Source organism: Xanthomonas sp. NCPPB 3761 (genome assembly GCF_041475705.2).
Lineage (GTDB): Bacteria > Pseudomonadota > Gammaproteobacteria > Xanthomonadales > Xanthomonadaceae > Xanthomonas > Xanthomonas phaseoli.
Map to the genome: position 1 here is coordinate 2,226,021 of NZ_CM191262.1, position 20,809 is coordinate 2,246,829.

17 protein-coding genes and 1 pseudogene are annotated in these 20,809 nt (G+C 66.7%); 10 read left to right on the forward strand and 8 right to left on the reverse strand.

The annotated features are described in order from the left end of the window. Positions 1-16 precede the first annotated feature (16 nt). The 3 genes from ACCQ00_RS09780 to ACCQ00_RS09790 all read left to right on the forward strand — a co-directional run bounded on the left by ACCQ00_RS09780 (position 17) and on the right by ACCQ00_RS09790 (position 2,356). On the forward strand, positions 17-904 hold the full coding sequence (locus tag ACCQ00_RS09780) for a DODA-type extradiol aromatic ring-opening family dioxygenase (protein ID WP_446697762.1): 888 nt from the start codon (positions 17-19) through the stop codon (positions 902-904). Continuing rightward, entirely contained in the window at positions 901-1,803 is a 903-nt protein-coding gene (locus ACCQ00_RS09785; RefSeq protein WP_039583470.1) for an NADP-dependent oxidoreductase, read from the forward strand. Before ACCQ00_RS09780 ends, ACCQ00_RS09785 begins: the two co-directional genes overlap by 4 nt. 193 nt (positions 1,804-1,996) lie before the next feature. After that, complete coding sequence (locus tag ACCQ00_RS09790) at positions 1,997-2,356, forward strand: DoxX family protein (RefSeq protein ID WP_039583472.1); 360 nt, start codon at positions 1,997-1,999, stop codon at positions 2,354-2,356. Between the two features lie 353 nt (positions 2,357-2,709). Here the strand turns inward: ACCQ00_RS09790 and ACCQ00_RS09795 are convergent, their stop codons facing one another. Together ACCQ00_RS09795 and ACCQ00_RS09800 are read right to left on the reverse strand one after the other, a co-directional pair. Beyond that, the gene (locus ACCQ00_RS09795) at positions 2,710-5,130 is read right to left on the reverse strand and encodes a YbcC family protein (RefSeq protein ID WP_039583475.1); all 2,421 of its coding nucleotides are present in this window, start codon (positions 5,128-5,130) and stop codon (positions 2,710-2,712) included. 21 nt (positions 5,131-5,151) lie between these two features. Beyond that, on the reverse strand, positions 5,152-6,723 hold the full coding sequence (locus tag ACCQ00_RS09800) for a proton-conducting transporter transmembrane domain-containing protein (RefSeq protein WP_039574971.1): 1,572 nt from the start codon (positions 6,721-6,723) through the stop codon (positions 5,152-5,154). A 109-nt stretch (positions 6,724-6,832) separates the two neighbouring features. Between ACCQ00_RS09800 and ACCQ00_RS09805 the strand changes: the two genes are divergently transcribed. Next, positions 6,833-7,723 (forward strand): LysR family transcriptional regulator, encoded by an 891-nt coding sequence (locus ACCQ00_RS09805; protein WP_372354116.1) that lies wholly within the window; start codon positions 6,833-6,835, stop codon positions 7,721-7,723. A 189-nt stretch (positions 7,724-7,912) separates the two neighbouring features. Here the strand turns inward: ACCQ00_RS09805 and ACCQ00_RS09810 are convergent, their stop codons facing one another. Continuing rightward, positions 7,913-8,107 carry a hypothetical protein gene (locus tag ACCQ00_RS09810; protein ID WP_236493337.1) on the reverse strand — a complete coding sequence of 65 codons (195 nt, stop codon included), beginning with the start codon at positions 8,105-8,107 and terminating at the stop codon, positions 7,913-7,915. 484 nt (positions 8,108-8,591) lie between these two features. After that, positions 8,592-8,971, reverse strand: a pseudogene (locus ACCQ00_RS09815) (hypothetical protein); the annotation flags it as partial. On the opposite strand from ACCQ00_RS09815, the gene ACCQ00_RS09820 reads away from it, so the two are divergent. After that, on the forward strand, positions 8,892-9,134 hold the full coding sequence (locus ACCQ00_RS09820) for a hypothetical protein (RefSeq protein WP_039574967.1): 243 nt from the start codon (positions 8,892-8,894) through the stop codon (positions 9,132-9,134). The pseudogene ACCQ00_RS09815 and the gene ACCQ00_RS09820 overlap by 80 nt on opposite strands. A 192-nt stretch (positions 9,135-9,326) precedes the next feature. Here ACCQ00_RS09820 and ACCQ00_RS09825 read toward each other — a convergent pair whose 3' ends face one another. The 4 genes from ACCQ00_RS09825 to ACCQ00_RS09840 form a co-directional block, all read right to left on the reverse strand. Continuing rightward, on the reverse strand, positions 9,327-9,953 hold the full coding sequence (locus ACCQ00_RS09825; protein ID WP_017157575.1) for a DUF8082 domain-containing protein: 627 nt from the start codon (positions 9,951-9,953) through the stop codon (positions 9,327-9,329). A gap of 44 nt (positions 9,954-9,997) precedes the next feature. Next, entirely contained in the window at positions 9,998-11,125 is a 1,128-nt protein-coding gene (locus tag ACCQ00_RS09830) for a Cache 3/Cache 2 fusion domain-containing protein (RefSeq protein ID WP_039574963.1), read from the reverse strand. 254 nt (positions 11,126-11,379) lie between these two features. Further along, positions 11,380-12,021: a response regulator gene (locus ACCQ00_RS09835; protein WP_039574961.1), complete on the reverse strand. Its 642-nt coding sequence runs from the start codon at positions 12,019-12,021 to the stop codon at positions 11,380-11,382. Further along, the gene (locus tag ACCQ00_RS09840; RefSeq protein ID WP_039583477.1) at positions 12,014-15,106 is read right to left on the reverse strand and encodes a sensor histidine kinase; all 3,093 of its coding nucleotides are present in this window, start codon (positions 15,104-15,106) and stop codon (positions 12,014-12,016) included. Before ACCQ00_RS09840 ends, ACCQ00_RS09835 begins: the two co-directional genes overlap by 8 nt. 494 nt (positions 15,107-15,600) lie before the next feature. On the opposite strand from ACCQ00_RS09840, the gene ACCQ00_RS09845 reads away from it, so the two are divergent. The 5 genes from ACCQ00_RS09845 (at position 15,601) to ACCQ00_RS09865 (ending at position 20,809) form a co-directional block, all read left to right on the forward strand. After that, entirely contained in the window at positions 15,601-16,041 is a 441-nt protein-coding gene (locus ACCQ00_RS09845) for a helix-turn-helix transcriptional regulator (RefSeq protein ID WP_099770610.1), read from the forward strand. Next, positions 16,038-16,694, forward strand: coding sequence for a hydrolase (locus ACCQ00_RS09850; RefSeq protein WP_039567862.1), 657 nt, complete (start codon positions 16,038-16,040; stop codon positions 16,692-16,694). Before ACCQ00_RS09845 ends, ACCQ00_RS09850 begins: the two co-directional genes overlap by 4 nt. After that, positions 16,691-17,125: a DoxX family protein gene (locus tag ACCQ00_RS09855; RefSeq protein ID WP_039567859.1), complete on the forward strand. Its 435-nt coding sequence runs from the start codon at positions 16,691-16,693 to the stop codon at positions 17,123-17,125. The genes ACCQ00_RS09850 and ACCQ00_RS09855 overlap by 4 nt, the downstream gene beginning before the upstream one ends. 113 nt (positions 17,126-17,238) lie before the next feature. Next, a complete protein-coding gene (locus ACCQ00_RS09860) occupies positions 17,239-19,086 on the forward strand; it encodes an amidohydrolase (RefSeq protein WP_180301688.1) in 1,848 nt (615 codons plus the stop codon). A 94-nt stretch (positions 19,087-19,180) separates the two neighbouring features. Continuing rightward, entirely contained in the window at positions 19,181-20,809 is a 1,629-nt protein-coding gene (locus ACCQ00_RS09865; protein ID WP_039567856.1) for an MFS transporter, read from the forward strand.

Genomic DNA, 20,809 nt, shown 5'->3' on the forward strand with positions numbered 1-20,809 from the left:
GCTTCAGGAACGCGACATGCGCGACACAACGCTTCCAACCTACTTCATCAGTCTTGGCGGTGGTCCCTGGCGGTACATGAGCGGCCATCTTCGCGCCAACTTTTCCGTGCTCGAGCAGTCGCTGATCGACATGCGTGCCGAGCTCGGCACGGTGCCCAAGGCGATCCTGGTCGTCTCCGGCCATTGGGAGGAGGTGGGATTTGCCGTCTCCTCGGGCGCGCGTCCAGGCATGGTCTACGACTACAACGGATTTCCCGAGCACCTGGACACGATCAAGTACGGCGCACCGGGTTCTCCTGCGCTCGCGCAGCGTGTGCTGTCGCTGCTGCACGCCGGAGGCCTCACCGCGCGGCCAGACCCCTTGCGCGGTTTCGACCACGGCACTTTCAGCATCATGACGCCGCTGTATCCCGACGAAGACATGCCCATCGTCCAACTGTCGCTCGACGCAGCCCTCGATCCGGCATCGCATCTGGCAGCTGGCCGCGCCTTGGCGCCGCTGCGCAAGGAGGGGGTGTTGATCGTCGGCAGCGGCCTGAGCTTTCACAACCTGCGGCTCATGTTCGGCGAGGGCGGCCAAGAACCGTCGCAGAAATTCGATGCCTGGCTGCAGCAGACGCTGGTCCAGACGGTCTCTGACGAGCGGGCGGCGCGGCTGCGTCGTTGGGAGGACGCTCCTGCGGCCCGTATCGCACATCCGCGAGAGGACCATCTGCTTCCGCTGATGGTCGCGGTGGGCGCGGCCTGGGACGACCCTGGCGCCACCACCTACCAGCAAACGGACTTCTTCGGCGGACTGACCATATCGAGCGTTCGATTCGGCCAGACGCCGGTGTCCGTCGATCGCTCCGTCGGCCCGGCGACCTCGCCAGGCCGCCGTTCAACTCCAGGAGATTCGCAATGAAGGCTGTACTGCTCAAATCCTATGGCGGCGTCGATCAATTCTCGATCGCGGACGTGCCCACGCCGAAACCCGGACCTGGCGAGGTGCTGATCAAGATCGCCGCGTCTGCGGTCAATCCGTTCGACCTCCTCCTGCGGCAAGGCTTCATGGCCCAATACGTTCCGTTGCCGCTACCCGCCATCCTCGGTGGCGACGCCGCTGGTACCGTGGTTGCGCTGGGCACCGGCGTCACCGGTTGGGCGGTCGGCGACCGTGTCGTCGCGGACTTTGCGGCGAACGGCAAGGGCGCGCATGCCGAATACGGCGTGCTACCCGCAAGCTCGATCGCCCGGCTGCCGGCGAGCCTGGGCTTCGAGCAAGGCGCGGCGCTGGTCAAGGCAGGGCTGACCGGACGGCAGACCGTCGATGCGCTGGGTGTCAAGGCGGGGCAACGTGTCCTTGTCTCCGGCGGGCTGGGCGCAGTGGGACGGGTAGCGATTCAATACCTTCGGCAACTGGGTGCCCAACCCGTGGCCGGGGTGCGGCCGCAGCGGATCGCCGAAGCGCGCGAGCTGGCGGGCGAAGCCCTGGACATCACCGCTCAGGTCCACGCTCCTGCGTTCGATTTCGGCATCAGCGCAGCGGCGCCGGTGGCGGGTCACCTCATCGCACAGGTTCGCGACGGCGGCCGTGTAGTCAGCATCGTGCCAGTGCCGGAAGGAGCGAATGCGAACGATCGCGTGACGATCCAGGAGATCTACCACCGCACCGATGCCGCGACGCTCGATGCGGTGCTGGACGCCGCCGTTCGCGGTGAGCTGGTCGTTCCGATCGCCAGGACATTCACGCTCGAGCAACTCGGCGATGCGCAGCAAGCCGCCGCAGCCGGCGCGCAAGGAAAGATCGTCCTGACCCATTGAACGCCGCGGCGCTGCTGCATCCGGTGGTGGCGCTGCGAGCGTCTGTTGCGACCTGATAGCGCGCTGGAAGACCGCACCCTGCGGTCCATGACGAAGCACGGTTGTCTCCGTGCAGCGGCGGCATCGATCACCACATCGAGCGCGGCCAATCTCCATCTTCAACGAGTCCCACAACGCCACACCGAGGAATCCCATGTCTAGCTCACTGAAATCCAAGTCGCTGATCGCGCTGCGCGTGCTGTTCGGCCTGGCGTTTCTCGCCGCATCCGTAATGAAGCTCAGCGGGCAGCCGCAGATGGTGGCCGAGTTCCAGCAGATCGGCCTGGGCCAGTGGTTTCGCCTGCTGACCGGCAGCATCGAACTGATCGGCGCGCTGCTGCTGATCCGCCGACCAACGGTCGCAATCGGTGCCGCGCTCCTGACCTGCGTATCCATCGGCGCGTTCGTCACCCAACTGATGGTGCTGCACGGCGATGTGATCCACACGCTGGTGTTCGCCGCAGCGATGGGTTGGCTCGTATACAGCTACCGTCCGGGTCGAGCGGCGGCCTGAGCGGGACGACAGGTGCGCCATCCTTGCGTCTAGGCGGGCAGCCGGCGGCCGACGCTGGCCCCGGCTTGGCGCCGTGCATCCTGCCATTGCCCGAACCAAGTCGTGTGCCTTGATGGCCCAATCGACAGCGGAAAATGGGCTTGGAGTTTCCACGTCTGGGCGCAAGCATTGTTGTGTTGCTTTGATCCGAGCGGCACTGCCTGGCTTGGGAGAAAACACCAAGCCAGCCCTCCCGCTGCTGACGTTCGCGGCGGGAGTGGCGAGAAGATGCTTCACGAGCACCGGCGCGACAGCACCGGCGCGACAGCACCGGCGCGACAGCACCGGCGCGACAGCACCGGCGCGACATTGCGCTAGGCGTGTTGCGCATCGCCGAGGCACGTCTCCCATTGCAGGTCGCCGAGATAGCGGTGCGCCATGCGGCCTGCGTCGTCCAGGCTAAAAAGATGCAGCCACCGATTGTCGAACAGCGCGCGGACCTGCGGGTGACGTTCGAGGATGTTGGCGATCGCTTCGGGCGGTGCTTCGATCAGCACCGAGAGCCGCAGCGGTTCGTGGGTCAGGCGTTGGCCGTCATGCACCGATTGCCACGGCAACCCGGTGCGCAGGATGCCGCCGTTGCCCTCGACCACGCCGATGCCGCCGGTGACGTTATGCAGCAGTTTGTTGCCGGCGCCGAAACGTTCGGGCGCGACCGTCGATCCGTAGTACTGCAGGCTGATCCAGCTGGCCACGACGACCGGCGCGGTCAGGATCAACTCCAGCACGCCGAAGCCGTCGTCATATCGCCAGTCGTAGTCGTGCAGGAAGGCCCGTCCGGCCAGGTCGCGCCCGGCAGTGCGCGAGCGCGGCGCGGCGATGAAGGCCTGGCAGCCGGCAAGTGCCCATTCGGGGCGAATCTCGGCCCAGTCGCGGGCGCGGTGTGCGATGTCCTGGCTGCGATGCGCCCGCGGCAGGCGCGCGGCACGTTCCCCGCGCGCCAGTGCCCCTGCTGCGGCCAGCCACTGCGCCGCTTGGGCGAGATCGGCGGCATGCCCGGGCGAAGCGTGATCGGCGGTGTACAGGGTGACCGCATCGGTCGTGGTGTCGTGCAGTGCGGCCAGGAATAACGTGTCGGCGGGAATGACGATGCCGCGTGCGGCAAGACCGGCGCGCACCTCGCTGTCGTTGAGCAGCGACGCCAGCAACCGCGCGTTCACTTCGCCCGAATAGCCACCGCATGCGCCGCAGTGCAGCGCGCTCGCATGCGGGTTGTTGACCACGTTTGCACCGTGGCCGGCGATGACCACCAGCCGGGCGAAGCCGCCGGTGAACGACATCGCCTTGAGAATGCGCGTGGCCATGGTCAGCCGGGTGTCCAGGTCCAGCCCGTTGGCAGGGCGCGGCGCAGGCTCGTTCGGCGCATGCTGGCGAGCCAGCCCCAAGCCGTCGCGCAGCAGCTTGGCGACGTAGATCGGGCCGGTGGCCTCGACGAAGGCGAACGAGGAAATGGCCGCCAGCTTGAAGCGGCCCCAGGCGCGCTTGGCACGTGCTGCGATCCGTGCGCTGCGTTCGGACATCGCGGCCGGGGAGGTCGCGTCACCTGCGCAGGTGATTACACCTGGAGTGAGCAGCACCGGCAGGCGCGCCTCGACCACGTCCGAGGCAAACCGGCGATGGCCGATGCCCAAGCCGAAAAATCCTGCACACCCCAGGGTCTGGATGACCGCATCGAGGCTTTCCAGCGCCCGGCGGAACACTTCCGAGCGTACATCGATGCAGAACGCCATTTGCAGCCGCGCACGGCCAGGTGCGACCTGGGCCGGCGCTGGCGCGGCCAGCACGGCGTTGAGCTTGCGCTGCGCGGCACGTTCGGCCGCTTCCTGCAGGATGCTGTCGATGACATCGTCCGACGTCGCAGCGACCGGCTCGGCGTAGGCGGCAATGGCCGTCTGCCAGGCAGGCACCAGCGCGCAGCCGCCGTGGCCCAGCAGCGCGGCCTCCCAGAGCATGCGGATGGCGAGCAGGTCGGTGACGCATGCATCGGTGGCGCCGTTCAACTCTGCCTGCCAAAGCCGATACCGGGCGAGCTGGCCCCAGCCGCCCAGCGTGGTCAGCAAGCGGTGGAAATACCCCTCCAGCGCCTCCTGCGAAAGTCCCAGGCGAGCGACGCAGTCGACAATGGCGTCTTCGGCATTGGCTGGCGCCTCTGCCACATACCGTGCGAAACCTGACAGGCCGGCGATTTCCGGAGTCAGGTCGTGGGTCGCGATGAGGCGCCAGGTGCCGTAAGCGCCACCGGACTGGCCGAGCGCCCAGAGCGCCTGGCCCTGGTCGAAGTAGCCGGCGGCCCAGTGACCGATACGCTCGTCGACGATGCCGGGCCAGTCGATCGCGGCGGCGTCGCGGGCCAGCTCGGCGACCGTGGGGATCGCTTGCGGGGCAGGGCGTGCGGCTTGGATGGCGTGTTCGAGCGCGGACACGCTTGGCGGGCGCAGCGCGGCCGGCGCGTTCTGCAAGGCCGCCTGCAGATCGCTTTCGGTGATCGCGCCGGACTGTAGCCGTTCTGCATACCAGTGCCGCGGCATGGTGATGGCGATACCGGAGGCACGCCGCAGCCGCGCCGCCGCCATTTGCAGCGGCTCGCCGGCCTGGCCGAGGAAGGGGTTGACCGCAACGCTGGAGGCGAGCGGCCACAGCGGCGGGATGGCGCGTGCCGCACGCTGGGCGGCGGCGATGACCGCATCGTGGGAGAGGGACAGAGACAAGGTGGCGGTCGTGGTGGTCATCAGCATGGGTGCCTGGCAGTGAGAGGGTCAGGAGGTCTTGCGAACGGACCAGCCGCCAAGCAGGCGATCGATCGTGGCGTTGGCATACAGCCCGTTGGAGAGGTGGACGCGGAGCCCGGCGGCAGCGGGGTGCGATGCCCAGAGCGGAAACAGCGCCTGGGCGACCGCCACCAGCCCGAAGCTCAGCACCGCCAGCGTCATCAGCGTCCACTCCAGCCGTCCTGGTGCCGGTGTCGCCGGCAGCACGCCGGCCGTCAGCCATTCGGCGGCGGTCTGCAGCGCGAAGTAGCCGATCGCCGCGGCGCTGGCGTAGATCGCGGTCCTGCGGGTGAGGGGGCGTGGCGCGGCATCGGCAAGGCCCTGAGCCAGCAGGTAGGCGACACCGAAGATCAGGATCGCGCCCAGTGCCAGCGCCTGCGGCGACTTGTGCCCGAAGCCGAAGGTGAACCCGAAGGCCGTGCCGATGCCGAGATAGATCGCCAGTGCGATCAGAAATGCGCGGCCGACCGCCGACCCATTCGGAACGGCGACCGGTCCGGGCCGGCGAATGGCCGCCACTTGTTCGACTGCTCCACCCGAGGCCAGGAACGCATGCGCCTTGTAGAGCGAGTGCGCCACGATGTGCAGCAGGGCCAGCGGGAACAGCGCCAGGCCGCATTGGAGCATCATGAATCCCATCTGCGCGACCGTGGACCAGGCCAGCGAGGTCTTGACCGCCGGCTGGGTCAGCATCACCAGCGCACCGAACAGGGCGGTGAACCCGCCCAGCATGGCCAGCACGGCGAGCACGCCGGGGGCGGCAAGCATCAGGTCGGCAAAGCGGATCAGCAGGAAGCCGCCGCCGTTGACCACGCCGGCGTGCAGCAAGGCCGATACCGGCGTGGGCGCTTCCATCATCTCGGTGAGCCAGCCGTGGGTGGGGAACTGCGCCGATTTCAGCACCGCCGCGAGTGCGATCAGGGCGGCCGCCGCGACGAGCGCCCAGGAGTGCTGCCCGCGCGCGGCCAGCGTATTGATCGTGGCGATATCGGTCGTGCCCATGCTTTTCCAGATCAGCGCCGCGGCGCAGGTCAGGGCGAGACCGCCGGTGGTGGAGAACACGCGCTTCTTGCGGGCTGCGCGCTGCGCCTCCACGCGCTCGGGATAGAACAGCAGCAGGCGATGCATCGCGATGCTGGTGGCGATCCAGGCGACGACGACCTGGACCAGGTTGCCTGCCTGCACCAGCAGCAGCACCGCGGCCAGCGCCATGCACAGCCAGCCGGTGAAATAGCCCTGGCGTGCCTCGCCGTCGAGATAGGTGCGTGCGTACCGCACCACGATCCAGCCAATGAAGGCCACCAGCAGCAGCATCGTCACGCTGACCGCGTCCAGCCGCGCGGACAGGCCGACATCGCCCCATCCGATCAGTGGGCTGGCGCCGGTGCCTCGCACCAGCACCAGCGCTAGCGATGCGATCGCGATGCTGAGCGCGCCGAGCGCGGCGCCTTCGGCGAGCAGGGGAATTTTGTGTGGACGGCGACCGCCGAGAGCCAGGGCGGCGACAGCAGTGGTCAGCAGCAGGAGTGGTGCGAACAGTGGGAGTAGATAGAGCGACAAGGCAATCCCCTAGAAACGAGCGTGGTGGCGGGCCGCGCCACGATATCGATCAGTGGGATTGAATAAAAATTCATTGTTATTGCGGGTTCGTTCGCTATTATCGAATGATATGGCCGCCTTGAACTACAACCATCTGCGCTACTTCTGGGCGGTCGCGCACGACGGGAACCTCACCCGTACTGCCGAGCGTCTGAACCTCACCCAGTCGGCGCTATCGGTGCAAATCCGCAAATTGGAGGAGCGCCTGGGCCACGCGCTGTTCGAACGCCGCGGGCGACAACTGCACCTGACCGAGGCCTGGCAGATCGCGCTCGACCATGCCGATGCGATTTTCGCCACTGGCGATGAGCTGCTCGGCACGCTGCGGCAGACAGGTGCGGCGCGGCAGGCGCTGCGGGTCGGCTCGCTGGCCACGCTGTCGCGCAACTTCCAGATGGAGTTCCTGCGCCCACTGCTGGGCCGCACCGACATCGACCTCATTCTGCGGTCGGGCAGCGCGGGTGAACTGCTGCGTGCGCTGGAGGCGCTCAATCTCGACGTGGTGCTGCTGAACCGGGCGCCGGCCGGCGACGCGCTGTCCCCCTTTGTCACCCACCGGCTCGCGGAGTATCCGGTCAGCCTGGTGGGCACGCCGGACCGCCTGGGCCATGCGGCCAGCTTCGCCGATCGCCTTCGCAGCCATCCCATCATCCTGCCGACGGTGGATAGCAGCGTGCGCATCGGCTTCGATGCGCTGGCCGACCGCCTGGGCGTGCGGCCGCAGATCGTCGCGGAAGTGGAAGACATGGCGATGATGCGACTGCTTGCCCGCGAGGACATCGGCCTGGCGGTTCTGCCGCCGATCGTGGTCAAGGACGAGATTGCCGCTGGCGCGCTGATGGAAGGCGATCAATTGCCGGCGATCGTGGAGACGTTCCATGCGGTCACGATGTCGCGGCGCTTCCCGAATCCGCTGGTTCGCGTGTTGCTGCAGCCCGCGGCTCCGTCTGCAAACCTGTAGCTCGGTTCCCTCGCCAGCGGTGGCGCAGGCCCAACCCTAAACCGGATCGAACGGTGGTCGGTCCAATAGGCAATCGATGAAGGCGCCAAGGAGCGCTGGTCGATGCTGCCTGTTCGAGTAGCAGAGACACGGCCCCGGGCGCCCAATCGACCAGTCAGCCAGGACCTGCACCAAGCGTCCCTGGGCCCATCATGCGCCCACGCCATCCCACTCGACGTGATAGGCGACGCCGAGCCCCTTCGCCGCGGCAGCAATGCCGATATCGGCGCGCTTGGCGGCCAACGGGCCGCCCACCGCCACCTCAAGGCGTTGCCCGCACTTGTCGAACTCCAGCGATGGTGCCTGCCATCCATTTGAGCCGCCCGTTGATGCACGCGTGCTCATGCAGTTCAGCGGGCGACTCGGGCGTTCCTCGACGTGCCAGGTCGTCCGGCGACCTGACGGCAAATCCGGCGTCGGGTGGACCTCCACCCGGTTTTCTCCAGCTGCCCGCCGACCCGGATGCCCGCATCAAAACGGCCAACCACGCGTGCGGCGAGCGCGTCTTCGAGCACGATGTCGAGCACGACATTAGGGTGTGGGCGATGGAAGCGCGCAAATCGGGGCGCAATGATGTTGCGTGCAGCCATCCCCAGCGTGTTGATGCGGCACGCCACCCACTGCCATGCTGCGCGTCGTGCGGTTCAACAGTCGCGCGCCAATGCGGCCTTCCATCTCGGATGGTCTGGCGCAGTGCCGACGCCGACAAGCCTAGATGAGGGCCTGTGGGGATTCGTGCAAAAAACAGCCAAAAGTGAGCGCGCTCGCCGACAGCGCAAGCTTTATTGCACGAGTCCCTGCCAACGCTCGGGTCGTTCCCGACCGAGCCTCACAGAGGAACTAGTTCCATCAACCATGCGAGCTCCTCGTCGTTGAATGCCGGCAAATCACCCGCGGCCGCTGCGGCGAAGGGGGCCGCATCGCGTTCCCAAGTCACGGTGCTGGACGCTGCCAGGTCGGCATGCATGGGCGTACCTGGGTCCGCAAGGCGGCCCCCGATGCTGGTACGCGGGTGTTTTGCGCCCCAGCTGGGGGAAGCCAATCCAGGGCCGCGTGCTGTTCGCGAACGGGCACCTCGACAGCGTGGTGTGCGGAGGAGCGGGTGACAGACCTTTCCGATCCAAACCGTTTGCGGCGGCTGCCGGCCCGCGCCTGGACTGCCTGGTCGATTGGGCTGGGCGCATCCGGTTCACGCTCCAGCGCATCGGCGACGCTCGGCCGGCCGGTGATTGTGCAGACCACCTTGCCGCGGCTGACGCGGCGCTTCTACCGGATCCAGCACCGGCAAAAACGTTTGTCGGGTAATCTGCAGCGCTTCGTCGCGCATGGCGATCTGCATGAGCTGCGCGTTTGCGGATGGCCGACGTGCTGAGCTAGCGGCGGATGCCATGATCTATCGCCACGCTGGCCACTGAGTACGCTTCGCAAACCAGCAACGCATAGCCGATGTTCGGCCTGCGCTGACGTTGTGTAACGTTGCAGCGCATGGCCAGTGCCACTGCCGCGCCCACAAAAAAGCCGCGCAGTGCGCGGCTTGATACGTGGCCCGAACTGAAGATGCTCCTCAGCGAACCTTGGCCAATGCCACGCGGGCGTCGGCCATGAACTTCTGTGCTTCCTGCGGTGTTCCCAGGTTGGCGGCGAGCTGGTTGAGCACCTGCTCGATGTCGCCGGAGGCGTCCCAGGCTTCATCGCACAGCATGCCGGCGATCGGGCCCAGGTAGTTCAGCGCGACCGCTTCCAGTGCACCGCGAACGCGCTCGTCTGGCCCGGCATTGTCGCCACTGGCAACCGGCGCCGCACTCGCGCTTGCGACGGTTGCAGCAGGTGCGGGTGTCGGTGCCGGGGCAGCCGGCGCACGCACCGGCGACGGTGCGCCGCCCAGATCCTGTTCAAAACCGCCCATCAACCACTGCCGCGAGTCCTCGCTCAACAGCGAGGGCTTGCCCAGGCCGGCACCGGGGTCGGCCTGGAAGCGCGCCTTGGCCGCGTTGACCATGGTGAGGCGTTGTACCGCCTCATCGTTGCGCAGCATGCGGAACACCACTTCTTCGATCTGCCCGCTGTTGATGCGGACGATGCAGGAGTGGTTTTCCTCGGTGACGATGAACAGAAAGCCGGACGCCTTCTTCAATGCCAGCGCTCTGAGCTCGCGCAGGATCTCGATCAGCGGACGGAATTCAGTGGACATGGCGTCTTCCTTGCAGCATCAGGTACGGAATGGGTGACAGCGACTCAGCGTTTGCTGAGGCGCTCCATGGCCAACCGGACGCTGTTGGACAAGCGGGAGATGGCGCGCGCCAGAGTACCGATTTCATCTTTGAGGTTGACCTCTGCGATGGTGTGGTTCCACTTGCCCAGGCTCAGTTCTTCGGCCACGGTGGTCAAGTGCTGGATCGGGCGCAACACGCGGCTCCAGATCAAGGCCCACTGCAGGCCGAGCAACAGGGCGCAGACCAGCAGACCGATGCCGGCGATCCACAGCGACTGGCGCACGATCACGCCATTGACGTCGCTTTTGGGATAGGCCGAGACCAGGGTGAAGCCCCAATCGGGTACCTGTTCCTTGGTGACGACCCAATCATCCGGGGTGTCCTTGACGATACGCTCGATGGTGGCGGTATCGGTGGTGGCGCCAGTGGTGGACTGGAAGCGCAGCTTGTTCTTGCTGTCGAACACGGCAATGAAGCCGGAATCGAGCACACGACGGCTGCTGACCACGTTTTCCAGCGCCTGGGTGTCTGCCTTGTACCCGACGTACCAGGCACCGATCACACGCTTGTCGTTGCCGGCAAAGATCGGCTCGTAGCCGGTGACGTACGGGTTGCCGAGAATATCGACCACGCCGTAGAAGCTTTCGCCGTTACGCAGCTTGGCAGCGGCCTGGCCGTTCGGATCGAGCACGGTGCCGATGGCGCGGCTGCCGTCGTCCTTCTTGACGTTGGTGGAGATACGCACGAAGTCGTCGCCGGTACGCGAGAACAGCGTGGCGGTACCTTCGTGGATGGCGGTGACATCATCGACCAAGGTGAAGGCATTTGCCTGCGAGCGCTGGCCCAGCAGCAGGTCGTTGGCGCTACGATCGGCCACGCGGACGTCGTTGCCGACGCTGGGCGCGCCTTCCTTGCTGGCTTCCTTGCGCAGCTGGCGCATGGAGGAATTGACGCGGTCCAGCATCATGGCGCGGGTGACCGCGAACAAGGTCTGCAAGGACACCGACTGGCGCTCGATCGCGTCGCCGGCTTCGAACTTGACCCGGTTCGCTTCGGTAATGGCCAGAATGACCGTCAGTGCCACCACCACAACCAGCACCAAGGCCAGCACCGGCAACAGCAGGCGCACCCGCAAAGAGTGACGAAGCATCGCAATTCCCCTGAACGCGTTTAAAAGATTGAGTCGAGTGCCGCCGCAGCGCAGTGCGGCGGTTGGACGTAGCCGTTATCGGCTGCCGAACCAGATGCTGAAGCGGCCCCCATGCCGCTTGGCGGTGCATACGATAGCGTAAGCCGATCGGTTTGAGCGCGCGGAGCTATCGCGCCCGTCGCCTCGCGTTCAAGAATGGTCGACCGTGTAGCAAAAGCCGCCCCTGGCTGGGCCCAGGATGGCCAAGCCGCCGCTCAGGTCTCCAGCGACAGGATCCCGCGCCGCAGCGCGACGGTGACCGCGTGGGTGCGATCGCGCACGCCGAGCTTGCCCAGGATGTTCTTCATATGTGCCTTGACCGTTTCCTCGGAGACGCTCAATGCACTGCCGATCTGCTTGTTGGAGCAGCCGGTGGCGACCAGGTTCAGCACTTCGGTCTCGCGGGCGGACAGGGCATCGTCGAGCACATGGGCGGCGATATTTTCGGCCACCGAGGCCGGCACATGCCGGCGCTGACCGCGGCGCACGTCGCGGATGGTGTCGACCAGCTCGCGGCGCAGCGCGCTCTTGAGCAGGTAGCCGCAGGCACCTGCCTGCAGGGCGCGCACCGCGCGTACGTCGCCGGTATAGGTGGTCAGCACGATGACCTTGGCGGCGGAGTCGACCTGTCGGATGCGCTGGATGGCTTGGACACCGTCCACGCGCGGCATCTGCAGATCCATCAACACCACATCCGGGCGCAGCCGGGTATAGCAGGCCACTGCCTGTTCGCCGTCTTCCGCTTCGCCGACCACGCGCATGTCGTGCTCGGCAGCGAGCATGGCGCTGAGCCCATCGCGCAGCAGCGGATGGTCGTCCACCACCAGCACCTCGGTTGGTCGGACCCTGTCAGCCATTGGAGCTCTCCGTGGATCGTGCGGTGTGAAATGGCCACCACCACCGCTTGGCATGCAGGTAGGCGGCACGGGCGGGCAGGGTGATCTGGATTTCGGTGCCGCTGCCGGGACGCGACCACAGCTGCATCTTGGCGCCGATGCGCTGCGCGCGTTCCTGCATGCCGGTCAGGCCCCAGTGCCCGGTGCGGGCATGGCCGTGCAGTACATCCGGGTCCAGGCCGCGGCCATCGTCGCGGATGCGCAGCGTGAAGTCACGAGAACCGTAACGCAATTCCAGCGCGATGCCGGCGGCATCGGCGTGCCGGTCGGCATTGGCGAGCGCTTCGCGCCCCAATTGGAACAGCTCGTCGGCCACCAGGGGACGCAGGCGCACGGGCCGGCCTTCGACGACGACCTGCAGCGCGGCCGTGGGCGGCGGCATGGTGGCGTTGCGCGCCCGTTGCAGGGCGGCGGCCAGGTCTTCGTGCAGGGACTGGCTGTCGCGCAGGCCGTTGACGCGATCGCGGCCTTCGGCAAGGGCGTTTTCGGCCAGGTCCACCGCCTGTTCCAGCTCTAGCCGGCGCGGATCGTTCCAGGGGAGCGAGCGGCTGGCGGCATGCAGCCGCAGGATCAGCCCCTGGGTGCCCTGCAGCAGGGTGTCGTGCAGTTCGCGGGCGATGCGTTCGCGTTCGCGGTACCGCTCTTCCAGACGCGCGCGCAGGCGCCCGGCCACCTGCCGGGTACGCATGCGCCAGGCGATGCCCAGCGCCAGCAGCAACGCCAGCGCGCAGCAGGCCTTGAACTGCCAGGTCTGGATGAAGGCCGGTTCGATGACGAAGGCCAGGGTGTCGCCGCGCGCATTCCACAGGCCGTCGTTGTTGGCGGCCGCGATACGGAAGCGGTAACGCCCGGGCGCAAGGTTGGTATAGAAGGCCTCGTTGCGGTTGCCGGCGTCCTGCCAACGTGCATCCACCCCTTCCAGCCGGTAGCGGAACCGCACGCGCTCCGGGCGGGTGAGGCTGATCGCGTCGTAGCCGATGCGCAGACGGTCGGTCCACTTGGGCAGGTGCAGGCCGTCCTGACGCGGGTAAGGCCGGTCGTTGGCCACCACATCGGTGATGAAGACCTTGGGCGCGGTGGGGTTACGATAGGTTTGCTCGGGATCGAGCCAGGCCAGGCCCTGGTTGGTGGTGAACCAGAGCAGGCCATCGGCCGCGGCGATCGCGGTGGGCACCGGGGTCGCCTGCTGGGCGACGCCGGGCAGGCCATCCATGATGTCGTACAGGCGCAGCGAGGGGCTGACCACGCCGTTGCGCAGGCTGCGCAGCAGTGCCTGCCGGCCGATTTGGACGACGCCGCGATTACCGTTCAACCAGAAGGTGTCGTGACGGTCGCGCACGATGCCGGTGATGCCTTGCAACACCGGATTGGCCTGATCGGCCACCTGCTGGAAGCGGCCATCGCTGCCGAGCACTGCCAGCCCGCTTTCGCCGGCCACCAGGGTGAGGGACGCGCTCTGCCAAATGGCGGTGATCGGGCCGACCGACAGGCCATGGTTGGCGCTGTAGTGCCGCACCTGCGCGCCACGGAGCACGCTGAGCTGGCCTGTGACGCTGCCCACCCACAGCGCGCCATCGGGCGCGGCCAGCAGGACCGAACAGGGGTGGTCCTGCAAGCTGGCAATCGGCTGCCAACGCTGGCCGTCCCAGCGCTGCGGGCCGCTGGCATCGGGACACGCCCAGGGCGCGTCCTGGGCATCGACAGCAAACGCGCGGATCGATCCGGTGCGCGCGTCCTGCGGCAGGGGCAGGGAGTGCGTGCGGCCTGCGTGCAGGCGCAGCAGGCGGTTGTCGCCGAGCAACCAGCCGTTGGCGTTGGACGGCACCTGCAGCACGCTGACAGGCGCGCCGCGTTGCAGGGCCTGGATGCCGGTGCGCGTCAATGCCAGCTGGCGCTCGTCGCGCAGGACCGCCAGCAACACCGGTGCGCTTGGCGTGGCGACGGTTGCGAAGACCGCCACCGCGGTGGTCTGGCCTGGCAGCAAGGCCGCCAGCGGGAGCAGGGCACGGTGGCGGAAGCGGTTGAGCCCCAGATTGGTGCCGGCCCAGAGATTGCCTTCGTGGTCTTCCAGCAGCGGGCCGGCCGTGGAGGAGGTCAGACCCTGCAGCGGGCCATAGCGTTCGAGTACCGGCGCCGGCGATGTGGGCCGGGCGACACGGAACACCCCGCCTGCGATGTAGTCGCTGCCCCACAGCGCGCCGTCGCGCATGAAATGGATGCGATGGGCGAACAAGCCGGGATACTGCAGCTGGTTGCGTGCCACGGCAGGCAACACCGCACCGTGCGCATCGGTGAGCGCGAACACGCCGCGGTGCGGATCGGCAACCCAGATCGTGCCGTCCGGGTGCTCGGCCATGGTGGTGAAGTGCCCAACCTGCTGGCCACTGGATTCAAAGCGTCGTGCACCCGGTTGCAGCGACAGGATGCGGCGGCCATCGCTCACCCACAGGATGCCGCGGCGATCGCGCAGCAGCCACTGCGCGCTGGATTCCGGGTAGCCCCAGTCGGTACCGGCGCGTTGCCAGCGCCGTCCGTCGAACCAGCACAGCCCGCCATCGATGGCGGCCCACAGGCGGCCGCTGCCATCGCGCTCGATGCGGAAGACCATCCCATCCGGCACATCCTTGCCGGGGACGAAATGGGTGAGATGGCCGTCGGCCAGGCGATCGATGCCGGCATTGAAATAGCCGATCCACGCGCCGTCGTCGGTGGTCAGCGACAGCGCGGTCATGTTGTGCGACGCATAGGCTTCGCCCTCCGGCGCTGCCTGCCGGGTGAAGTGTTCGCCGTCGAACTTGAACAGCCCAAAGCCAGTGGCCAGCCACAGCGCGCCGCCATCGGCTTGCTGGATGTCCCAGATGTCGGCCGGCGCACCGCGCTCGATGCTCCAGGCGGTGTGGTGGAACTGCAGCAGCCCGTCGCGGGTTGCGGCAATGCCGGCTGCGCAGGCGGGACGACAGAGCAGCAGTAGCCACCACAGCGCCACGACCGTTGCCGGGCGCAAGCGCGACAAGGAACGCGAATGGATGACGGGCTCATGCGGCATCGCATCATTGTCGGGCGGGATCGGGGGAAGCACCAACACCTCTTTCGGGGGAGGGACGTACGGGGCGAATTCGTTTAGCGATCGACGCACGCCGCGCGCGTGATGCGGGAACTGTAGGCCAGCGCGTCACGCCTCAGCCGCAGCACGATCGCGCCGCATTGCGGTTGCGTTTGCTTCCCGCCTGCTTCGAGGCGCGGTTTCATGTTGATCGCGAGACTGAAAAGCTGCGCGCTGCCTGATCCGCGCGGTGTCGGCGATGCGTCTGCGTTCTCTCGCTCGCATTGGTACTGCATCGGTGCATGACGCCGCGCTCTATCGAACGCGCATCGCATCCAGGCGGCTGCCTGCGGCGAAGACGAGCAAGCGCTCCCCCGAAAGAGGGAACGATTCGCCTCACCATCAGGGGTAGGGCGGCGCGGCTGTTCCCGTCACCATGCGCTCATTCCCCCCGGAGACGCCCCATGGCACCTCTGCTTGCCGTTGCCTGCCCCGATATGCGTGCTGCAGGGCGCATGCAAACGCAGGCGCCGCGTGTGCGCGCTATTGCGCGCGCAATGCAGTACATCGATACGCATCTGTACGAACCTGTCAGCGTGGCGCATCTTGCGCAAGCGGCCTGCATGAGCCGTTTCCATTTCGCCCGCGTGTTTCGCGATGCGGTCGGGGCCAGTCCAATGGAATACCTGCGTCTTCGTCGGCTCGAACGTGCCCAGGCAATGTTGCGCGAAGGCGGCCACACCATCAGCCAGATCGCGACCGATCTATGCTTCTTCGATCAAAGCCACTTCGTTCGCAGTTTCCGCAATGCCACCGGGTGCACGCCGGCGCGTTTCGCCGCGCAGATGGCAATGCAAGCATGCGGCGCTGCACACATGCCCCCAACGCAGCGGCGCGGCGGTGAACCGGTTTCACTTTCCATGGAGCAACCCGCATGACCACTGCAACTGCCGTGCCCGGCGCATCCTTGCTATCGCCTGGCGATCACACCCTGATTCTGATCGACCATCAATCGCAGATGGCGTTCGCCACGCACACCATCGACATTTCGGCGCTGCGCAACAACGTGTCCTTGATTGCAAAGGGTGCCAAAGGGTTCAAGGTGCCGGTGATCCTGACCACCGTCGCAGAAAAATCGTTTTCCGGCCCGTTGTTCCCAGAGTTGCCGGACATCTTTCCGGGTGAGCCGGTATTCGATCGCACCAGCATGAACGCCTGGGAAGACCAGGGCGTGATCGATCGCATCAACGCACTCGGCAAGCAGCGCCTGGTGATCGCCGGCCTATGGACCAGCGTGTGCATCGTGGGCCCGACACTGTCGGCGATCGAACAAGGGTTCCAGGTGTACGTCATCACCGATGCTTGCGGCGATGTGAGCGACGAGGCGCACGAACGTGCCGTCACGCGCATGGTGCAGGCCGGCGCTGCGCCCATGACCAGTGTGCAGTACCTGCTGGAATTGCAGCGCGACTGGGCACGTAGCGACACCTATGCGCTGACCACCGGCATTGCACGCACGCATGCCGGCGGCTACGGCATCGGCATCCAGTACGCCAAGAGCATGTTCGGCGCGCAGGAAGGCGGGCATTGAATCGATCGGCACCACGTGGCAGCGCCGGACTTTCGTCAGCGTTGCTGATGCTGCGCATCGCTGGTGGCGGCTTCCTGCTGCCGCACGGGCTTGGGAAGTTGCTGGGCTGGTTCGGTGGACCGGGCTTGACCGGGTTTGCCGCTGAGTTGCAGCAGTTCGGCCTTCCATCCGCTGCACCGTTGCCGCTGCTGCTGGCCCTGGTACAGAGCCTGTCCGGGCTGGCGGTCTTGCTCGGGGTGTGGACGCGTGCCAGCGCCGCACTGGCAGCGCTGTTCATCGCAACCACCGTGCTGGTGGCCGTGCCCAAGGGATGGTTCTGGATGCACGGCGGTATGGAATATCCGCTGATGTGGATGGTGGTGTTGCTGGCAGTCGCTGCAGCCGGTGGGGGCGACTGGTCGCTGGATCGTCTGCGCAGGCCTGCGGCATGAGTCGCACACCGGGCGATCACGATGCCGGTCGACGCTGGTGGATGCAGGGCGCCGCAGCCGGTCTTGCGTTGGGTGCATTGCCGGCTGCCTCGTCTGCGCCAGGAAAGTCTCCAATGGTCGATCTCGTCGTTCGCAATGCGCGCATCACCACGCTCGATCCGCGCCAGCCCAGTGCCACGGCCATCGCCGTTGCCGATGGACGCATCGTGGGAGTCGGCGACGATGCAAAGATCATGGCCTTGGCGCAGGGCGTGCGCACCATCGATGCGCAGGGGCGGCGTCTGCTGCCCGGCCTCAACGACAGCCACACCCATCTGATCCGGGGTGGTCTGAACTACAACCTGGAGCTGCGCTGGGATGGCGTGCGCTCGCTGGCCGATGCGATGGCGATGCTGAAGGCGCAGGTCGATCGCACGCCGGCGCCGCAGTGGGTGCGCGTGGTGGGCGGCTTCACTGCATATCAGTTCGCTGAGAAACGCTTGCCTACGCTCGAGGAGATCAACGCCATCGCGCCGGACACACCGGTGTTTCTGTTGCATCTGTACGACCGTGCCTTGCTCAATCGTGCCGCGCTGCGAGCCTGCGGCTACGACAAGACCACGCCGGATCCGCCGGGCGGGCGCATCGAGCGCGACAAGTTGGGCAACCCCACGGGTCTGCTGCTGGCCAAGCCCAACGCGTTGATCCTGTACGCGAGCCTGGCCAAGGGCCCGCGTCTTCCGCTGGACTACCAGGCCAACTCCACTCGCCATTTCATGCGCGAGCTCAACCGGCTCGGGATTACCTCGGTGATCGATGCCGGTGGTGGTTTCCAGAACTATCCGGAGGATTACCAGGTCATCGAACAGCTGCACGCAGCCGGCCAACTGAGCGTGCGCATTGCCTACAACCTGTTCACCCAGAACAAGGGCAAAGAGGTCGACGACTTCCGCGGCTGGACCGAATTGCTGCCGGTGCGCAAGGGCGATGACCTGCTGCGTCACAACGGCGCCGGCGAGATGCTGGTGTTTTCCGCTGCAGACTTCGAACAATTCAGCGAACCGCGCCCGGAGCTGCCGGCGGAGCTGGAACCCGAGCTGGAGCAAGTGGTGTGGCTGCTGGTGGAAAAACGCTGGCCGTTCCGTATCCATGCGACATACGACGAAAGCATCGCGCGCATTCTCGATGTCTACGAAAAGGTCAACGCCGACATCCCGTTCGATGGCTTGCACTGGTTCATCGACCATGCCGAAACGATTACCCCGCGCAATATCGAGCGCATCCGCGCCTTGAACGGCGGCATCGCCGTGCAACATCGCATGGCCTACCAGGGCGAGGCGTTCGTGCAGCGCTACGGCGTGCAGGCTGCAAGGCAGACGCCGCCAGTGCAACGCATGCTCGCAGCGGGAATTCCGGTCGGCGCAGGCACCGATGCCACGCGCGTGGCCAGCTACAACCCCTGGGTGGCGCTGTCGTGGCTGGTCACCGGCCGCACGGTGGGCGGTCTGGCCCTGTACGGCGACGAGAATCTGCTCGATCGCGAACAGGCGTTGCGCTTGTGGACACAGGGCAGCGCCTGGTTTTCCGGCGACGAGACCCGCAAGGGCACCTTGGCGGTGGGGCAGTTGGCCGACTTCATCGTGTTGTCTGACGATTACTTCCGCATCGACGATGCGGCCATCGCCGACATCACCAGCGTGCTGACCGTGCTGGGCGGGCGTGTCGTGCATGGCGATGGCGACTTTGCCGCGCTCGCCCCCACGTTGCCGCCTGCCATGCCGGACTGGTCGCCGGTGAATCGATTCGGCGGCTACCAGGTTGGAGGCGGGGTAAGCGGGCTGTCCGCTGCAACGCACACGCATGCGCACGGCCACGCGTGTCGCGCCCACGGCGCGCACGCGCATGCGGGGCAACACGCTGTCCCCAGCGATGATCTACGTAGCTTCTGGGGCGCCTTGGGATGCGCGTGCTTCGCGTTCTGATGGCGTCATCGGCAGCACATCTGCGTGCCTGCACGTGGCGCGCGGCACACCTTCGCCTTGTCTGTTTCATCCCATTGCCTGGAGCCTTGCCGCGATGACTGTTTCTGCCGCACCTGCCGAAGGTGGTGCCTGGGCGCCGCTGCGTGAGTCGGTCTTTCGCGCCTTGTGGCTGGCGATCCTGGGCAGCAATATCGGGACCTGGATCAACGATGTCGCCGCGTCCTGGGTGATGGCCGAACAGACCGGCTCGCCGTTGATGGTGGCGGCGGTGCAGTCGGCGACCACCTTGCCGGTGGTGCTATTGGCACTGGTCGCCGGCACGCTGGCCGACATCGTCGACCGTCGTCGCTACTTGCTGTTGACCCAGGCCTGGATGCTGCTGGTGGCCGGTCTGCTCGCATTACTGGCGCTTCTGCAGCTGCTGACGCCTTGGGTCTTGGTGGCGCTCACCTTTGCAATGGGCGTGGGCGCAGCAATGGCGATGCCGGCGCAGGCGGCGATCGTGTCGGAACTGGTGCCGCGCCAGATGCTGGCTTCGGCGGTGGCGCTCAATTCGATCGGCATGAACATCGCCCGATCGATCGGCCCGGCCGTGGGTGGGCTGATCGTGGCCCAGTTCGGCCCGCCGTGGGCCTTTCTGCTCAACGGGCTGACCTTCGGCATGATGCTGTACGTGCTGTGGCGATGGCGCCGCGATGTGCATGCCTCGGCGCTGCCGCCGGAGAGCTTTGGCGCAGGCCTGCGCGCAGGGTTGCGCTACGCCGCGCGCGCAGGTCGCCTGCAGGCGGTGCTGATCAAGGCCGCCGGATTTTTCGTGTTCGCCAGCGCGTTGACCGCGCTGCTGCCGTTGGTGGTCCGCCGCGACATGCAGCTGGGCGCCGGCAGCTACGGCATTTTGCTGGGCTGTATCGGCATGGGCGCGATCAGCGGCGCCTTGTTGTTGCCGCGCCTGCGTGCGCGCTACGACCGCGATCTGCTGGTGTTCGTCGCCACCCTGGTGTGCGCCGCATCGCTGCTGGGCTTGGCGTTGTCGCGGCTGCTTGGCGTGTTGTGCGTGGTGATGGTGGTGAACGGCCTGGCCTGGATCACGGTGCTGTCGTCGTTGCAGATCGCCGCACAGACCGCCGTCCCTGCCTGGGTGCGTGCGCGTGCATTGTCGTTGTACATCGTGGTGTTTTCCGCAGGCATGGCCAGCGGCTCGCTGGTATGGGGCGCGTTGGCGCAACGCACGTCGATTGCCACGGCGCTGCAGATCGCCGCGGCCGGTGCAGTGATCGCCGCGCTATTGGTCAAACGCGCGCGGATTGCCGGGACCGAACAGCTGGACCTCGCCCCCGGCGGACATTGGCCTGCGCCTGCGCAAGCCGATCGCCTCGAGCATGACCGCGGCCCGGTGCTGGTCACGGTGGAATACCGTATCGCTGCCGAGGCACGCGTCATGTTCCTGCAGTTGATGACGCAACTGGGCAACGCGCGCCGCCGCGACGGCGCCGTGGTCTGGGGCATTGCCGAAGACGCTGCAACGCCGGGTGTGCAACTGGAATACTTCCTCGTCGCCTCATGGCTGGAACATCTGCGGCAGCACGAACGCGTCACCGGCGACGACCGTCAGTTACAGGAGCAGATCCGCGCCCTGCATCACGGCGAGCGCGCACCGGTGGTGCGCCACTTCGTCGGTGACGGCGGTGCGGCGCTGCCGCCGCACGCGCACTCGGATATCTGA